The sequence below is a fragment of the Mesorhizobium sp. UC74_2 genome (genome assembly GCF_042701485.1).
In the GTDB taxonomy this organism is placed as follows: Bacteria; Pseudomonadota; Alphaproteobacteria; order Rhizobiales; family Rhizobiaceae; genus Mesorhizobium.
Map to the genome: position 1 here is coordinate 2,087,078 of NZ_CP170562.1, position 14,653 is coordinate 2,101,730.

The following is a 14,653-nucleotide window of genomic DNA, read 5'->3' on the forward strand; positions in this document are numbered from 1 at the left end:
TACAAAAAAGCCGGGCTCAAGCCCGGCTTTCGAAAACGCGAGTACCTTGTAAGGTACGATCAGCCGACGATTTCGGTGCCCGAGAACCAGTAGGCGATCTCTTCAGCGGCCGTTTCCGGGGCATCCGAGCCGTGTACCGAATTTTCACCGATCGACAGTGCATGCACCTTGCGGATGGTGCCTTCAGCCGCGTTGGCCGGATTGGTGGCGCCCATGACTTCACGGTTCCTGGCGATTGCGTTCTCGCCTTCGAGCACCTGTACGATCGTCGGGCCCGACGACATGAATTCAGTCAGTTCGCCAAAGAAAGGACGATCCTTGTGGACGGCATAGAAACCCTGGGCTTCGCGCAGGCTCATCCAGACGCGCCGGGAAGCTACAACGCGCAAGCCGGCATCCTCGAGCATCTTGGTAATAGCGCCCGTCAGGTTGCGCTTGGTGGCATCCGGCTTGATCATCGAGAAGGTGCGTTCGATCGCCATGGGTCGTCCTTTGGTGATGGGGATTGAAGTGTGGCGGGCTCTATACAAGCCGCCCGGCGCATTGCCAAGGGGAGGCGTTGATCCTGCAGCCGGGCAAAATGGCCATGGCTTTGCCATTCCCGACATTCTAGATCAGGTTCGGGGTGGATAGTGCGGGAGCCGAGGGTTGATGAAACGCCATTTCATGATGTTCGCGGCCTACAATCGCTGGGCCAACAGCCGCCTCTACGATGCCGCCGACGCCCTTACCGACGAAGAATTCACGCGCGACACGGGCGCATTCTTTGGCTCGCTGATGGGCACGCTCAACCATTTGCTGGTCACCGACCGCATCTGGATGAAGCGCTTCACCGGCCTGGGCGACGCACCGGCCAGCCTTGACGCAATCCTGCAACGGGCGCTGCCGGCGCTGCGGATAGCGCGCGAGGCCGAAGACAGGCGCATTGTCGAATGGGTCGAAGGTTTGAACGACAAGGATATCGCCGGACGGTTTTCCTATGTGACCACCGACATGCGCACGATTTCGCAGCGTTTGGCGCCCGCGCTCGATCATCTGTTCAACCATCAGACCCATCACAGAGGCCAGGCGCATATGATCCTGACAGTTCTCGGACATGCGTCGGTTCAGCTGGACCTGATGTACTTCCAGCGGGCAGAAGAGGGGCGTACTTTCGCATAATTTCAATGTAGCCGTTGATTTGTTATATAATAAAATTAGACAGCAATTGACCAGCGGTGGAAAACGCGCCGAAAGCCATAAATATTAAAACGTGAGAATGTACTGACGGTTTTGGTATTCTCCAGATGTTTTGACTTCGCTGCGGGCTGCTTGGCCGTGCTGTCGAAGAAGCGCAAAACCATTAGGAGGATGTAATGGCTGGTTTCGTTAGGAGTCTCGCCGGAACATTGGCGAGTGGTGCCGTCGTTGTTTGTTTGGCTTTGCCAGCAGGTGCCGATGGTCTTAGCGCATCCGTCGGTGGATCGGGAGGCGTTCACGCCGGCCTCGGGGCTTCGATTGGTGGTCCCGGGGGCGTCAATGCCGGATTGGGGGCTTCGATCGGCGGTTCCAATGGCGTTAACGCTGGCCTAGGCGCGAGCGTTGGTGGTACTGGCGGGGTCAACGCAGGGCTTGGTGCATCAGTGGGTGGCAGCAATGGTGTCACTGCGGGGGCCGGTGCAAATGTCGGCGGATCAAACGGCGTTACGGCGGGAGGAGGGGCCACGGTAGGAGGCTCCGGCGGTGTTGCGGCTGGCGCTACGGCATCGATCGGTGGCAGTGGCGGTGTGAACGCTGGCCTCGGTGCTTCCGTTGGCGGTTCGAACGGAGTCACTGCCGGTCTCGGGGCTTCGGTCGGTGGCAGAAGCGGTACCGGTGTGGGCGTTGGAGTCGGGATAGGCGGAGGTACCACGAGCAACCCGTCTGGACCTTCCAGTCCACGCAATCCGATGAGCCCGGTCGCTCCAAGTGGTACGATCTTTGGCAATGCGACCAACACTGGAAAACTCAATCCCAACAGCCCGGGCGTGCCAAAGGCCATTGCCCAGCTTTCGGACAGCAAGCTGATGAAGCTGAAGCGCCGCTGCGCCGAAGTGGTGAGCAGCGGTGCCTATGACAGCGATCTGCAGGCACTGTGCGCCCTGCTTGCCAAGGTCAATCGCTGATCATTCCGCTCGTTGAAAAGGAAACAGCCCGCTTTGGCGGGCTGTTTCCTTGAACGAGGGTGTTCGAGGACGCTGGTGCTTGGGCAGCGAACCTGGTTTTCCATCTGGCCCACAGGTCCCTGCAGTGTTTTCCATTGCATGCGGCCAGCTTCAATGCGAAGCCGTGGGCGTCGGTCGTCTGTCTGAGCCGACGAATGTGCTTTGAATGTCCATGAACAGCTACTCCGAACAGACCGGGCGTATGATCGCCCTCCTGCTGATTGCCGGCTCCGGCGTCGTCGCTGTCGCCAAAGGCATGAGCCTGTCGTTTCTTGCGATCCGACTGCAGCAGGACTTTGGACTAGGTCCGGCGGGGATCGGTGCTCTGATCGGTGTGGGACCTCTGCTTGGTGCGATGGTCAGCCCGCTTGCTGGGGCGATTTCCGACCGGCTTGGACGCAGAACCGTGCTGGCCATCGCCATATCCTTCGCCGGCCTAGGCATGATCGGCCTTGGACTTGCCCAGTCCGTCGCAGCCTTCGCATTTGCCCACATCGTGGCTTCGATCGCCGGCGCCGTCTATGAGCCGGCTGCACGCGCAATGATGAGCGATGCGGCGCCTGAAAGACTGCGCCTGAAGGTGTTCTCGTGGCGCTACCTCGCCATCAATGCCGGCTGGGCGATCGGTCCCATGATCGGCCTGGCTTTCGGCGCGACTTCCGACATTCTGTTCGTCGTGGCTGGCGTGGTTCATCTGATGTTCGGGGCAATCATCTTCCTTTTGGTGCCCGAGATTGCCACGAGCGCAGCGAATGCCGCCCGGCAGCATATGGGCGGCTGGCGGCGCCTTGTCGGTGCTTTCCGCGATCCCAGGCTGATGTTCTTTGCCGGCGGTGGCACGCTGTTGGTTGCTGTCTACGGGCAGTGGTCGGTGCCGCTGTCGCAGTACATCATCAAGGACTTCGCCAAAGGCGTGGAAATATTCGCCTTGCTGGTCAGCACCAATGCGGCTGCCGTGCTGGTCGCCAGCACCCCCGCGCGCTGGGTGATCGAGCGGATCGGCGCGCTGCATGCCCTGGTGCTGGGCTGTGTGCTGTTTCTCCTGGGCAACCTGGGATTTGCGGCATCTTCCGGTGTCGAGATGCTGGTTGCTTCGATGATCGTCTTCACGATCGGCGAGGTTCTGGTCGTTCCAGCCGAATACATGCTGGTCGACGGCATTTCGACTGCCGCCAACAGGGGCACCTATTTCGGGGCGCATTCGCTGTCGACCATCGGCAACTTCTTTGGCCCCGTGCTGGCTGGAATAGCTCTCGGAGCCTACGGCGGAACCGGAATGTTCCTGTTGTTTGCAGTATTTTCGGCCGGCAGCGCACTGCTTTTCGCCATTGGTCATTCCTTGCCACCGCCGCGCCGGCTTGGCGCCGACGCTCCCGCGGAAGCCGTCGACACCGCGTTGAGCGACTTGTTGCGGGCCGGCCGGCTGGCGCCTGTCAGAACAGCGTAGCGGCGTCGCGCCGCCTCTGAGCGCCTTTCGGATCGAAACAGTCGGCCGCATCCCCTTGCCATTGTTGCCTATACGGGTCAAAACCGCGCCGCCATGCTTATCATCAATGACCTTTCGCTCCGCATCGCCGGACGCCTGCTCCTCGACCATGCTTCGCTGACGCTGCCCACCGGCACCAAGGCAGGCCTCGTCGGCCGCAATGGCACGGGCAAGACCACACTGTTCAAGGCGATCACCGGCGATCTCGCTTCCGAGACCGGCTCGATCAGCTTTCCGAAGAACACGCGCATCGGCCAGGTGGCCCAGGAGGCTCCCGGGACGGAGGATTCGCTGCTGGAGATCGTCCTCGCCGCCGACAAGGAGCGTGCTGCGCTCATGGAAGAGGAAAAGACGGCGACCGATCCAAACCGCATTGCCGAGATCCACATCCGGTTGGCCGACATTGACGCGCATACCGCGGAATCCCGTGCCGCAACCATCCTCGCCGGCCTTGGCTTTGACGAGGCTGCGCAGGCGCGCCCGGCATCATCCTTTTCCGGCGGCTGGCGTATGCGGGTCGCACTGGCGGCGGTGCTGTTTTCCGAGCCAGACCTTCTGCTGCTCGACGAGCCGACCAACTATCTCGACCTCGAGGGCACGCTCTGGCTGGAAAACTACGTTTCGAAATATCCGCATACCGTGCTTCTGATCTCGCACGATCGTGACCTGCTCAATAGGGCGGTCAATTCGATCGTGCATCTCGACCAGCAGAAGCTGAGTTTCTGGCGCGGCGGCTACGATCAGTTCGAGCGGCAGCTTTCGGAACAGCAGGAGCTGCAGGAAAAGAGCCGGATCAAGCAGGAAGCGCAGCGCAAGCACCTGCAGTCGTTCGTGGATCGATTTCGCGCCAAGGCTTCGAAGGCAAGACAGGCGCAGTCGCGCATCAAGGCGCTCGAGCGGATGAAGCCGATTGCGGCCCTGGTCAACGATTCCGTCAAGCCATTCTCCTTTCCGGAGCCGGTCAAGACGGTGGCTTCGCCAATCGTGGCGCTGTCCGGCGTTGAAGTCGGCTACACGCCGGGCAAGCCGATATTGAAGAAGATGACATTGCGCATCGATGCCGATGATCGCATCGCACTCCTTGGCGCCAACGGCAATGGCAAATCGACCTTTGCCAAGCTGCTTGCCGGGCGGCTCAAGGCGGAAACCGGCACGATGACGATCGCGCCTGGCTTGAAGGTGGCGATCTTTGCCCAGCATCAGCTCGATGACCTGCGCCCGGACGAAAACGCCTACGAACATGTGCGCCGTCTCATGCCGGACGCGCCGGAAGCGAAGGTCAGGGCACGTGTCGCACAGTTCGGCCTGGCAACCGAGAAGATGAATACCGCCGCCAAGGATCTGTCGGGTGGTGAAAAAGCGCGTCTGCTGATGGGGCTGGCCGCCTTCGACGGTCCCAACCTGTTCATCCTCGATGAACCGACCAACCATCTAGATATCGATTCCAGAGAATCGCTGATCCATGCGCTCAACGATTTTCCGGGTGCCGTGATCCTGGTTTCGCACGACCGCCACCTGCTCGAGGCGACGGCCGATCGGCTCTGGCTGGTCAAGGATGGCGCTGTCAACCCGTATGACGGCGATCTCGACGACTACAAGACGCTGGTGACCGGTGTGTCTGCCGATCGCCGCGAAAAGCGTGAGGCGGACAAGGCTTCCAAGGCTGACCGTCGTCGCGAGGCAGCCGCAAGGCGCGCGGCGCTCGAGCCGCTCGCCAAGGAAATCCGCGCGACCGAGGGGCTGATGGATCGTCTGCGCAAGCGCATCGACCTGATCGAGGATGAGCTAGCCAATCCGGCCCTCTACGAAAAGGACCCGATCAAGGCGACCCGTTTTGCCAAGGAGCGCTCGGAGCTGGCAGCCCAGCTCGACGCCCATGAGGAGCGATGGCTGACGATGTCGGCCGAGTATGAGGAAGGTATCGCCGAGTAGCTTGTCGTCCTGTCGCAGAATCTGCGGGATTGCGGACCCTCGGGCTGCACGGCGGTAGAGAAATAGATTCCCTCCTGGTTCTCGCGGGAGGATGGCGTTGCCTCCCGTCCTTGGGCAACTGGCCCTACACTCCGGGCTGGCGAACAGGTAAAAGAGCCTTATGAACACCCACGCCAAGATCCGCATCGGCCATTCGGCCTGCCCACATGATTGCCCGTCCACCTGTGCGCTCGACGTCGAGTTGCTGGGGCCTGACCGGATCGGGCGCATCCATGGCGCCAAGGACAACAGCTATACGGCGGGCGTTGTCTGCGCGAAGGTCGCGCGCTACGCCGATCGTGTGCATCACCCCGACCGGCTGCTGAAGCCGTTGGTGCGCGCCGGTAGCAAGGGCGACGGCCAGTGGAAGGAAGCGGGCTGGGAAGCGGCCCTCGACCTCGTCGCCGAAAAATTCATCGCAGCGGAAGAGAAATATGGTTCCGAAACGGTCTGGCCGTACTTCTATGCCGGAACGATGGGACTGGTGCAGCGCGACGGCATCGAGCGGTTGCGGCACGCCAAGAAGTATTCCGGCTTCTTCGGATCGATCTGCACCAATCTGGCATGGACCGGCTATGTCATGGGCACGGGCGCGCTGCGCGGCTCCGATCCGCGGGAAATGGGCCGTTCCGACTGCATCGTCATCTGGGGCACCAATGCAGTGGTTACCCAGGTCAATGTGATGACCCACGCCATCAAGGCGCGCAAGGAACGCGGTGCCAGGATTGTCGTCATCGACATCTATGAAAACGCGACGATGAAGCAGGCCGATATTGGCCTTGTGGTGAAGCCCGGAACGGACGGCGCGCTGGCCTGCGCGGTCATGCATGTGCTGTTTCGCGAGAACATGGCCGATCGCGCGTATCTTGAAAAATACACCGACGATCCGAAGGGGTTGGAAGCACATCTCGCTGACAAGACACCGGAATGGGCTGCGGCGATCACAGGGTTGACCGTGGCTGAGATCGAGGCTTTCGCCCGGCTGGTCGGCACCACCAATCGCACGTTCTTCCGTCTCGGCTATGGCTTTGCGCGTCAGCGCAATGGTGCCGCCAACATGCACGCGGCACTTTCCATCGCCGCCGTGACCGGTTGCTGGCAATATGAAGGCGGAGGCGCCTTCCACTCCAATTCAGGCATTTCCGGTTTCAAGTTCAACAAGGATCTGCTCGAAGGCGACCGTTATCGCGACCCCAAGGTGCGCTATCTCGACCATTCACGCATCGGCCCGGTGCTGACAAACGCGCAGGATGCGCTTTACGGTGGCCCGCCGGTGACGGCACTGCTTATCCAGAACACCAATCCGATGAACGTCGCGCCTGAGCAGCGGCTGGTGAAGGAAGGCTTCCTGCGCGAGGACCTGTTCACCTGTGTGCACGAACAGTTCATGACCGATACGGCGAAGGTGGCTGACGTCGTTTTGCCGGCTACGATGTTCCTGGAGCATGACGACATCTACAAGGGTGGTGGTAACCAGCACATCACACTCGGTCCGAAGCTGATCGAGCCGCCGAAAGGCCCGCGAACCAACCACTACGTCATCGAGGAACTGGCCAAGCGTCTTGGTGTGTCGCACATGCCGGGTTTCGGGCTGACCGAAAAGGAACACATCAACGCGTTGCTCAAGAATCGCGACCTCGATTTCGATACGCTGCGCGAGCAGCGCTGGGCCGACATGCAGCCGGATTTCGAGACCGCGCACTTTATCAAGGGCTTCGGCCATCCGGATGGCAAGTTTCGTTTCAAGCCGCAATGGAACGGCGGCTATGCACCCAACAAGCCGCCCAAGAGCATGGGCATTTTCGGACCGGTCGAGCAACTTCCGGAGTTCCCCGACCATGTCGACCTGATCGAGGTGGCGGATGCCGAGCATCCGTTTAGGCTGGCAACTTCGCCGGCACGCAACTTCCTCAATTCTTCTTTTGCCGAGACACCAGTGTCGCAGGCCAAGGAAGTACGACCCGAGCTGCTGATCCACCCCGAGGATGCTGCCGCGCTCGGCCTGGTCGAGGGCGCGCGGGTGGAAGTGGGCAATTCGCGCGGCGAGGTCGTGCTGCACGCCAAGCTGTTCGCTGGCATCAAGCGTGGCGTGGTGATCGCGGAAGGCATCTGGCCGAATTCGGCGCACGAGCGCGGCGAGGGCATCAATGTGTTGACCGGTTCCGATGCGCCTGCGCCGTATGGCGGCGCAGCTGTGCACGACAACAAGGTCTGGGTGCGGGCAGCCTGAAGTCATGACGGGCGTGCCGCTGCTCAGCCTGCGCATTGGCGAGGTCGCGCCGCTCGGGTTGCATGGCGCGCCGAGCGGTATCGTCAAACTGGCGGTGACGGCCCCGCTTGCGTTGTCTGAAACAGGGCTTGCCGGAGACAAGCAAGGCGATACCGTGCGTCATGGCGGACCGGAAAAAGCCGTGCACCACTATCCTTTTGACCACTATGGCGCCTGGCGAAGCGATTTTGGGCGCCATGCCCTGCTTGCTGATCCAGGCGCGTTCGGTGAAAATATCTCCACCATTGGCCTTACCGAGGAGACGGTGGCTATTGGTGACGTCTTTTCCCTCGGCGCGGCCATTGTCGAGGTCAGCCAGGGTCGCCAGCCTTGCTGGAAACTGAATGAACGCTTCGGCAGGTCTGATATGGCCCGGCTGGTGCAATCGACGGGGCGGACGGGTTGGTACTACCGTGTGCTGACGCCGGGCATCGTGACGCCGGAAGATCGCCTCACGCTGCTTGATCGCCGGTCGCCGGACTGGCCGCTAAAGCGCATCTGGCGAGCCTTCTATGTTGATCCGCTCAACCGTACGGAACTTGCCGGGATTGCGGTCCTCGATCGCCTGGCGGAAGGGTGGCGAAGCCATGCTGCGCGCCGGTTGGAGAGCAATCGGGTGGAAGACTGGACGAGACGCCTCGACAGCCCTCGGGCGTAGTGAACGCTTCTTCGGAAACGCGCGCCATCGATGGATGGCGCGCGTTTCTTGTTCAAAGCTGGTATCAGGCAGCCAGCGCCGAACTCGTGTCCCGCAGGACATCGGCCAGCGGGACAAGCCCTTTCATCGCGCCGCTGCCGATAGCAGGCCGGCCGTCCTCAATTGCCAAGGCAAAGCGGAATGCCGGGTCGGCTTCGATGCGCTGACGCAGCGCCAGGATGCGCGGATAGTCGTTCGGATCGGCAGCCTCGTGGAAGTCCACCCAGCGTGCGACGCCGGCAAACACGGCATCCGCCAGGGTCGGCTTGTCGCCGAGCAGATAGGAGCTCTCACCGATCATCGCCTCGAGCTGTTCATGTCGCCTGGCGACGAATTCACGGCCGAACTTGCGCAATGTCTCCCGTTCCTGCTCCGAAGCCTCATCGGCTTCCAGCGCCACCCACAGCGGTGTGAACGCGCCGGTGAAGCCTGTGTTCAGGAAGGCGATATACTGGTGCATCCGGTCTGCCTCCGGTGTGCCGGGCTCGAAACTGATACGACGTTCATTGTCGCGTGCTTCCAGCCAGAGTGCGATCGCCATCGTTTCAGTGAGTACGCGGCCTTCGCCTGTGATCAGCACGGGGGTTTCCACACGGCCGTTGAGGCGCTTGTAGGCATCGGTTCGCATCTCGCCCAGCATGTCGACGCGGGTGAGCCGATAAGGCTGGCCGAGCCATTCGAAGGCAGTAACGAGCCCCGCCGAGGAGCCGAGCGGAAAGCCGGAGGTGAAGATTGGTTCAGGTGTCATGTCGTTTCTCCATTGTTGATGCAATGGATATAGAATCATGGACTGATCGGCTGTAGACTGGCATTTTCGGACTTAATGTCCACATATGTAGACTTTAATCATGAACCTCAATGATCTCAATTTCTTTGTCCAGGCAGTCGACAGCGGCGGCTTCGCAGCGGCCGCCCGACGACTCGGGTGTCCGAAGTCGACTGTAAGCAAGCGGGTGGCAGCCCTGGAAGCGGCGCTCGGCGCGCAGCTGCTTCACCGCAGTTCACGCAGCTTTACGCTGACCGATGTGGGGCGCGACGTTTACGATCACGCCAGTGCGGCAGTGATCGAGGCAGAAGCGGTCGAAACGGTCGTGCGCAGGCGTCTGGCGGAGCCAAGCGGCATCGTGCGGATCACCACCTCAGTGCCGAACGCGCAATTCCGGCTGGCGCATCGCCTGCCGGTTCTGGCGCGGCAATATCCGAAACTGACGATCCAGTTGCACGTTACCGACCGTTTTGTTGATCTGGTGCAGGATGGTTTCGATATCGCCATCCGTAGCCATTTCGCACCTTTGCCGGATTCCGATCTTGTCCAGCGGCGCATGGGCGAAGACCCGATTACCCTTGTGGCGGCGCCGTCCTATCTCGCCGAGCACGGCGATCCGGCGAAGCCTGAATCACTAGGCAGCCACGAGGGTTTGATGAGCTCGATGGCAACGAAGGTCTGGCGTTTGAGAGATGCGCGTGGCCACACGGTGGAGGTTGCGCCACGGCCGCGGCTTTATGCGGATGAATCGGTGCCGTTGCTGAGGGCAGTTGAAGCGGGGCTCGGCATTGTCTGCCTGCCGGAACTGATCTCGGCGGAGGCTGTCAGGGAAGGGCGACTGACGCGCGTATTGCCGGAATGGACGGCTGGCCGCGTCATGACGACGATCCTGACGCCACACAGGCGTGGGCAGCTTCCCGCCGTGCGCGCCGTGATCGATTTCCTGTTGCAGAAGAACGCCATCAGCACGGTTCCAGCCGCATAGGGACAGATTGGGAGGTCTTTCCACCATCGTGGTCACGATGCAGTGTCTTCCAACCTGTGCCCATATCGGTCTAGCCTGATCCGGAAACCAGCGCGGAGGCTTCGATGAGTGGCGATCACCAGCACGGCGACCTTGAGACAACACCGGCCTCGCGATTGTGGATCGCGCTTGGGCTGACGGGGACATTCCTGGTCGCCGAAGTCGTCGGCGGTATCGTGACGGGCAGTCTGGCGCTGATTTCGGATGCCATGCATATGGCAACCGATGCCATGGCATTGGTCATCGCACTGATCGCCATCCGCCTCGGTCGCCGCGAGGCCGACCTGTTGCGTACCTATGGTTACGCCCGTTTCGAGATCCTGGCCGCCGCCTTCAATGCGATGCTGTTGCTCGCGGTGGCGTTCTACATCCTCTACGAAGCCTACAAGCGGTTGTTCGAGACGCAGGAAATCGCATCGGTTGGCATGCTTGTGATCGCCATTCTCGGACTTCTGGTCAACCTGATCTCCATGCGGCTGCTGACCAGTCATGCCGACAAGAGCCTCAATGTCAAAGGCGCTTATCTGGAGGTCTGGGCCGACATGCTGGGATCGGTCGGGGTCATTGCGGGCGCGGTGATCATCTACCTCACCGGCTGGCAATGGGTGGATTCGTTGATTGCGGTCGGCATCGGCTTCATGGTGTTTCCGCGCACCTGGGTGCTGCTCAAGGAATGCATCAACATCCTGCTCGAGGGCGTGCCCCCCGGCATGAAGCTGGCCGAGGTTGAGACCGACATAAAGGGCATTCCGGGAGTCGCCTCGGTCCATGACCTGCATCTGTGGGCAATCACGCAAAGCAAGCTTTCACTGACCGCGCATGCCGTGCTGGACAGCGCCGCGGATGCCGAAAGCACACGCCGGGCGGTCGAAGCAATGCTGCGCGAGAAGTACGACCTGCATCACTCGACGCTGCAGATGGAGCGGGAGGCCTGCACACAGGTGGAGACGATCCACTAGGTCTCTTGCTGGCCCGTGTGCGGCATTTTAGCCCTGGCTCTTGCTCCTCTAGCCACTAGAGGAATTATCTTCGGTCCAAGTTGGATCGAGGAGACGATTATGGGTTGGCACGGTTCCAGAAATGGCAGGAAAGGCCATGGCTCAAGCGGTCATGGCGGCTATCCAGGGGGACGGCACGGCGGACTTTCGTCGATTCTTGGTGCTCTTGGGCAAAGCGAAAAGAACGACCGCCACGACCACGGTCAACGCGAAGACGAAGGCCGGGAAGACTATCGCGAAGACAGACGATATCGCGACGGACGGCGCTACGACGAGGAACAGGTCGAGCAGCCTGCCTGGGGTCGGTCGGCGCACAAAAGAGGCAGCACCGGCGCGGATCTGTTCCCCAGCATGCCCGGCAGGTTTTCAAGCAATGCTCCGTCCGACAAGGTTGTTCAGTCGAAATTCGTCTTTGTCGGCGCGATCGGAGCCGTTCTGCTCTGGTCACTGCTGGCCTGGGTAGCCTATGGGCTCGTCGATGGGCTGGGTGGCTGGCTTTCCGCCAACACCGGTGCGCTTCTGCAAGGCGGCAAGGACGCGATCGGCACAATCGGTATCGGCAAGGATGTCGTTGATCAGGTGAATGTGCAGGGTGCTGGCGGGTTGTTGCAGCAACTCATAGCGGCTGCCGTCGCCGTGGCCCGCCCGCTTATCGTATTCGTTTGGTTCCTGGGCAGTTTGGCAATTCTTGCGATGCCGTTTGTCCTGCGACGGCTCGGCGGTTTTGTACGTTCGAGAAGGCACTGAGCCCGCTCAGCCGAGATCCTTCGGCCGCAGGAAATGGGTGAGCATAGCTCTGCCTGCGCCGAGATCGGTCCAGCCGCCATCGAAATCGAACACGGCCAGCGCGCCGGTCGGAAACTTTTTCTTCAGCGACTTTGCCAATTTCGCCGGCGAGGCCTTGTCGGCCAACCGGGCAGCGAGATCGCCAAGGCCGGGATTGTGGCCGATCACAAGCAGTGTTTCGGCATCGCCGCCGCTGCGCCGGATTTCGTCCAGGACGGTCTCCGCTGGTGCCTCGTAGAGCACCTGGGAGAAGCTGGGTTCCGGTCGCGATGACCATTCGCCTGCCACCAGGCGCCAGGTCTCGCGGGTGCGTTCGGCGGTCGACACCAGTGCCCGGTCAGGCAACCAGTTGCGCTGGGTGATGGTGCGGCCGATCAGAAGCGCCGCCTCGATGCCGCGCGGTGCCAGCGGACGATCGATATCGGCCAGATCCGGATTGTCCCAGCTCGACTTGGCGTGGCGCAGCAGAAGAAGCCGCTTCATGACGTGATCCTCGCGAGGCGCGTTTCCAGAACCGGTCGGACCGGCACCCTAACCTAAGGCGTGATGCGCGCCAATTGCTCAAGGTCGATGCTGGTGCGCAATGGATTGGGCGCTGCCACCACCGCACCAGCAGCGGCTTCATTGTCGGCGAAGCCGGATAACACGGTATGTCCGTTCTCCATCCGGGCCTTGCCTTCCGCGACCAGCCTCAGCGCCATCGGATAGATTTGATGTTCGGCCTTGAGCACCCGTACAGCGAGGCTGCTCTCGCTGTCGTCGAGCATCACTGGAACCGCTGCCTGGGCGATGACAGGACCATCATCCATGGCGGCGGTCACAAAATGCACGGTGCAGCCATGAATGCGCATACCGGCGTCCAATGCGCGCCGATGAGTATCCAGTCCCTTGAAGGACGGCAGCAGGGCCGGATGGATGTTGATCATCTTCCCTTGCCATTTCTCAACAAACGGCGTGGTGAGCAGGCGCATGTAGCCGGCCAGAGCCACCAGTTCGGCACCGAAGCCGGTCAGGGCGGCGTCGATCGCCGCGTCATGCGCGTCCTTGCCGGAATGGTCGGATCTGGCGACGACCTTGGTCGGAATGCCGCGCGCAATGGCAATGCCGAGGCCTGCAGCATCCGGCCTGTCGGAAATGACGCCGACGATCTCGGCTGGGAAATCCGGATCGCTGGCAGCCGCAATCAGGGCGGTCATATTGGAGCCGCGGCCGGAAATCAGGATTGCCGTGCGCTTGCGTTGCATCGTCATAGGCTGATCGACCCCCGGTAGATCACGCCGGTGTCGCGGCGCGGCACGATACGGCCGATCGGCGTGACCGTCTCGCCGGCCTCCTGCAGCACGGCAGCAACCTGCGCCGCCTGGCCGGAGGCCACGACGACGATCATGCCGATGCCGCAGTTGAAGGTGCGCATCATCTCGGCCGGCGCAACTCCACCGGTCTTGGCGAGCCAGGAAAACACTGCTGGCACATCGATGGCATCGAGGTCGAGCTCGGCCGAAAAATCCTTGGGCAGGACGCGGGGGATGTTGTCGGGGAAACCGCCGCCGGTGATATGGGCGAGCGCCTTGATGCCGTGCGTGTTGCGGATCGCCTTGAGGATCGACTTCACATAGATGCGGGTAGGCTCGAGCAGTGCTTCGGCCAGTGTCAGGCCTGGCGCGAATGGAGCCTTGGCGTCCCAGGCGAGACCGCTTGCGGCAACGATGCGGCGGATCAGCGAATAGCCGTTGGAGTGCGGGCCGGAAGACGCGAGGCCAAGCAGCACGTCGCCTTCAACGACATCGTCGGTCGGCAGAAGTTGGCCACGTTCAGCGGCACCGACGGCAAAGCCCGCAAGGTCATAGTCCTTTTCCTGGTACATGCCAGGCATTTCGGCGGTCTCGCCGCCGATCAGCGCGCAACCGGCCTGACGGCAGCCTTCCGCGATGCCGCTGACAATCGCAACGCCCTGGTCGGGATCAAGCTTGCCGGTAGCGAAATAATCGAGAAAAAACAGGGGTTCTGCACCCTGTACAACGAGATCGTTGACGCACATGGCGACGAGATCGATGCCGATTGTGTCGTGTTTGCCGGCGTCGATGGCAATCTTGAGCTTGGTGCCGACGCCATCGTTGGCCGCTACCAGAACGGGATCGGTGAAGCCGGCCGCCTTGAGGTCGAACAGGCCGCCGAAACCGCCGATCTCGCCATCGGCGCCCGGCCGGCGGGTGGCTCGCACCAGCGGCTTGATCTTCTCCACCATGAGGTTGCCGGCGTCGATATCGACGCCCGCGTCGGCGTAGGTGAGCCCGTTGGTTCGTTCGTTCATGGCTGTTCCCTGCTTGGGCCGGCGCAACGGCCAGCACCACCTTAGCGCGTCACGCGGCTCTTCGCACGAACAGTCCAGCCTCGCAACCGCAACAGGAAACGTCGACGGCTTTCGATCGCGATTTTCGGACACACGTCAGACAAATCCGTGGATATCCAGACG

The 14,653-nt window shown here is 61.6% G+C and carries 15 protein-coding genes; 9 read left to right on the forward strand and 6 right to left on the reverse strand.

The annotated features are described in order from the left end of the window. Window positions 1-59: 59 nt before the first annotated feature. Window positions 60-482 carry a nucleoside-diphosphate kinase gene (ndk, locus tag ACFJIU_RS10110; protein ID WP_054310955.1) on the reverse strand — a complete coding sequence of 141 codons (423 nt, stop codon included), beginning with the start codon at window positions 480-482 and terminating at the stop codon, window positions 60-62. Window positions 483-651: 169 nt separating this feature from the next. On the opposite strand from ndk, the gene ACFJIU_RS10115 reads away from it, so the two are divergent. Beyond that, window positions 652-1,161 (forward strand): DinB family protein, encoded by a 510-nt coding sequence (locus ACFJIU_RS10115; protein WP_379070687.1) that lies wholly within the window; start codon window positions 652-654, stop codon window positions 1,159-1,161. A 35-nt stretch (window positions 1,162-1,196) separates the two neighbouring features. Here ACFJIU_RS10115 and ACFJIU_RS10120 read toward each other — a convergent pair whose 3' ends face one another. After that, complete coding sequence (locus ACFJIU_RS10120) at window positions 1,197-1,478, reverse strand: hypothetical protein (protein WP_379070690.1); 282 nt, start codon at window positions 1,476-1,478, stop codon at window positions 1,197-1,199. 450 nt (window positions 1,479-1,928) lie between these two features. Between ACFJIU_RS10120 and ACFJIU_RS10125 the strand changes: the two genes are divergently transcribed. The 5 genes from ACFJIU_RS10125 (at window position 1,929) to ACFJIU_RS10145 (ending at window position 8,567) form a co-directional block, all read left to right on the forward strand. Continuing rightward, window positions 1,929-2,144, forward strand: a complete 216-nt coding sequence (locus ACFJIU_RS10125; RefSeq protein WP_379070692.1) for a hypothetical protein — start codon at window positions 1,929-1,931, stop codon at window positions 2,142-2,144. 211 nt (window positions 2,145-2,355) lie between these two features. Further along, window positions 2,356-3,630, forward strand: a complete 1,275-nt coding sequence (locus ACFJIU_RS10130) for an MFS transporter (protein ID WP_379070695.1) — start codon at window positions 2,356-2,358, stop codon at window positions 3,628-3,630. Between the two features lie 93 nt (window positions 3,631-3,723). Beyond that, the gene (locus tag ACFJIU_RS10135; RefSeq protein ID WP_379070698.1) at window positions 3,724-5,601 is read left to right on the forward strand and encodes an ABC-F family ATP-binding cassette domain-containing protein; all 1,878 of its coding nucleotides are present in this window, start codon (window positions 3,724-3,726) and stop codon (window positions 5,599-5,601) included. Between the two features lie 160 nt (window positions 5,602-5,761). Next, window positions 5,762-7,870, forward strand: a complete 2,109-nt coding sequence (locus ACFJIU_RS10140; protein WP_379070701.1) for a molybdopterin-dependent oxidoreductase — start codon at window positions 5,762-5,764, stop codon at window positions 7,868-7,870. Between the two features lie 4 nt (window positions 7,871-7,874). Then, window positions 7,875-8,567 carry an MOSC domain-containing protein gene (locus ACFJIU_RS10145; RefSeq protein ID WP_379070704.1) on the forward strand — a complete coding sequence of 231 codons (693 nt, stop codon included), beginning with the start codon at window positions 7,875-7,877 and terminating at the stop codon, window positions 8,565-8,567. A 64-nt stretch (window positions 8,568-8,631) separates the two neighbouring features. Here the strand turns inward: ACFJIU_RS10145 and ACFJIU_RS10150 are convergent, their stop codons facing one another. Next, window positions 8,632-9,354 (reverse strand): glutathione S-transferase family protein, encoded by a 723-nt coding sequence (locus ACFJIU_RS10150; RefSeq protein ID WP_379070707.1) that lies wholly within the window; start codon window positions 9,352-9,354, stop codon window positions 8,632-8,634. Window positions 9,355-9,454: 100 nt separating this feature from the next. Here ACFJIU_RS10150 and ACFJIU_RS10155 point away from each other — a divergent pair, with 100 nt between their 5' ends. The 3 genes from ACFJIU_RS10155 to ACFJIU_RS10165 all read left to right on the forward strand — a co-directional run bounded on the left by ACFJIU_RS10155 (window position 9,455) and on the right by ACFJIU_RS10165 (window position 12,141). Further along, the gene (locus tag ACFJIU_RS10155) at window positions 9,455-10,357 is read left to right on the forward strand and encodes a LysR substrate-binding domain-containing protein (protein ID WP_379070710.1); all 903 of its coding nucleotides are present in this window, start codon (window positions 9,455-9,457) and stop codon (window positions 10,355-10,357) included. Between the two features lie 104 nt (window positions 10,358-10,461). Next, window positions 10,462-11,355, forward strand: coding sequence for a cation diffusion facilitator family transporter (locus ACFJIU_RS10160; RefSeq protein ID WP_379070713.1), 894 nt, complete (start codon window positions 10,462-10,464; stop codon window positions 11,353-11,355). A gap of 15 nt (window positions 11,356-11,370) precedes the next feature. Then, on the forward strand, window positions 11,371-12,141 hold the full coding sequence (locus ACFJIU_RS10165; RefSeq protein WP_379070716.1) for a hypothetical protein: 771 nt from the start codon (window positions 11,371-11,373) through the stop codon (window positions 12,139-12,141). Window positions 12,142-12,147: 6 nt separating this feature from the next. Here ACFJIU_RS10165 and ACFJIU_RS10170 read toward each other — a convergent pair whose 3' ends face one another. From ACFJIU_RS10170 to purM, 3 genes are read right to left on the reverse strand one after another with little or no spacing between them, the layout of a single operon-like run. Continuing rightward, on the reverse strand, window positions 12,148-12,663 hold the full coding sequence (locus tag ACFJIU_RS10170) for a SixA phosphatase family protein (RefSeq protein ID WP_379070719.1): 516 nt from the start codon (window positions 12,661-12,663) through the stop codon (window positions 12,148-12,150). Window positions 12,664-12,716: 53 nt separating this feature from the next. Further along, on the reverse strand, window positions 12,717-13,430 hold the full coding sequence (purN, locus tag ACFJIU_RS10175) for a phosphoribosylglycinamide formyltransferase (protein WP_379070721.1): 714 nt from the start codon (window positions 13,428-13,430) through the stop codon (window positions 12,717-12,719). After that, window positions 13,427-14,491 carry a phosphoribosylformylglycinamidine cyclo-ligase gene (purM, locus tag ACFJIU_RS10180; RefSeq protein WP_379070724.1) on the reverse strand — a complete coding sequence of 355 codons (1,065 nt, stop codon included), beginning with the start codon at window positions 14,489-14,491 and terminating at the stop codon, window positions 13,427-13,429. Before purM ends, purN begins: the two co-directional genes overlap by 4 nt. Window positions 14,492-14,653: the final 162 nt, after the last annotated feature.

What these genes read in the sequence shown, in the direction of transcription:
- ACFJIU_RS10115 (WP_379070687.1), top strand. Translation starts at nt 652, where the DNA reads ATGAAACGCCATTTCATGATGTTCGCGGCCTACAATCGCTGGGCCAAC.
- purN (WP_379070721.1), bottom strand. Translation starts at nt 13,430, where the DNA reads ATGACGATGCAACGCAAGCGCACGGCAATCCTGATTTCCGGCCGCGGC.
- ACFJIU_RS10170 (WP_379070719.1), bottom strand. Translation starts at nt 12,663, where the DNA reads ATGAAGCGGCTTCTTCTGCTGCGCCACGCCAAGTCGAGCTGGGACAAT.
- ACFJIU_RS10140 (WP_379070701.1), top strand. Translation starts at nt 5,762, where the DNA reads ATGAACACCCACGCCAAGATCCGCATCGGCCATTCGGCCTGCCCACAT.
- purM (WP_379070724.1), bottom strand. Translation starts at nt 14,491, where the DNA reads ATGAACGAACGAACCAACGGGCTCACCTACGCCGACGCGGGCGTCGAT.
- ACFJIU_RS10135 (WP_379070698.1), top strand. Translation starts at nt 3,724, where the DNA reads ATGCTTATCATCAATGACCTTTCGCTCCGCATCGCCGGACGCCTGCTC.
- ACFJIU_RS10130 (WP_379070695.1), top strand. Translation starts at nt 2,356, where the DNA reads ATGAACAGCTACTCCGAACAGACCGGGCGTATGATCGCCCTCCTGCTG.
- ACFJIU_RS10125 (WP_379070692.1), top strand. Translation starts at nt 1,929, where the DNA reads ATGAGCCCGGTCGCTCCAAGTGGTACGATCTTTGGCAATGCGACCAAC.
- ACFJIU_RS10145 (WP_379070704.1), top strand. Translation starts at nt 7,875, where the DNA reads ATGACGGGCGTGCCGCTGCTCAGCCTGCGCATTGGCGAGGTCGCGCCG.
- ndk (WP_054310955.1), bottom strand. Translation starts at nt 482, where the DNA reads ATGGCGATCGAACGCACCTTCTCGATGATCAAGCCGGATGCCACCAAG.
- ACFJIU_RS10160 (WP_379070713.1), top strand. Translation starts at nt 10,462, where the DNA reads ATGAGTGGCGATCACCAGCACGGCGACCTTGAGACAACACCGGCCTCG.
- ACFJIU_RS10150 (WP_379070707.1), bottom strand. Translation starts at nt 9,354, where the DNA reads ATGACACCTGAACCAATCTTCACCTCCGGCTTTCCGCTCGGCTCCTCG.
- ACFJIU_RS10155 (WP_379070710.1), top strand. Translation starts at nt 9,455, where the DNA reads ATGAACCTCAATGATCTCAATTTCTTTGTCCAGGCAGTCGACAGCGGC.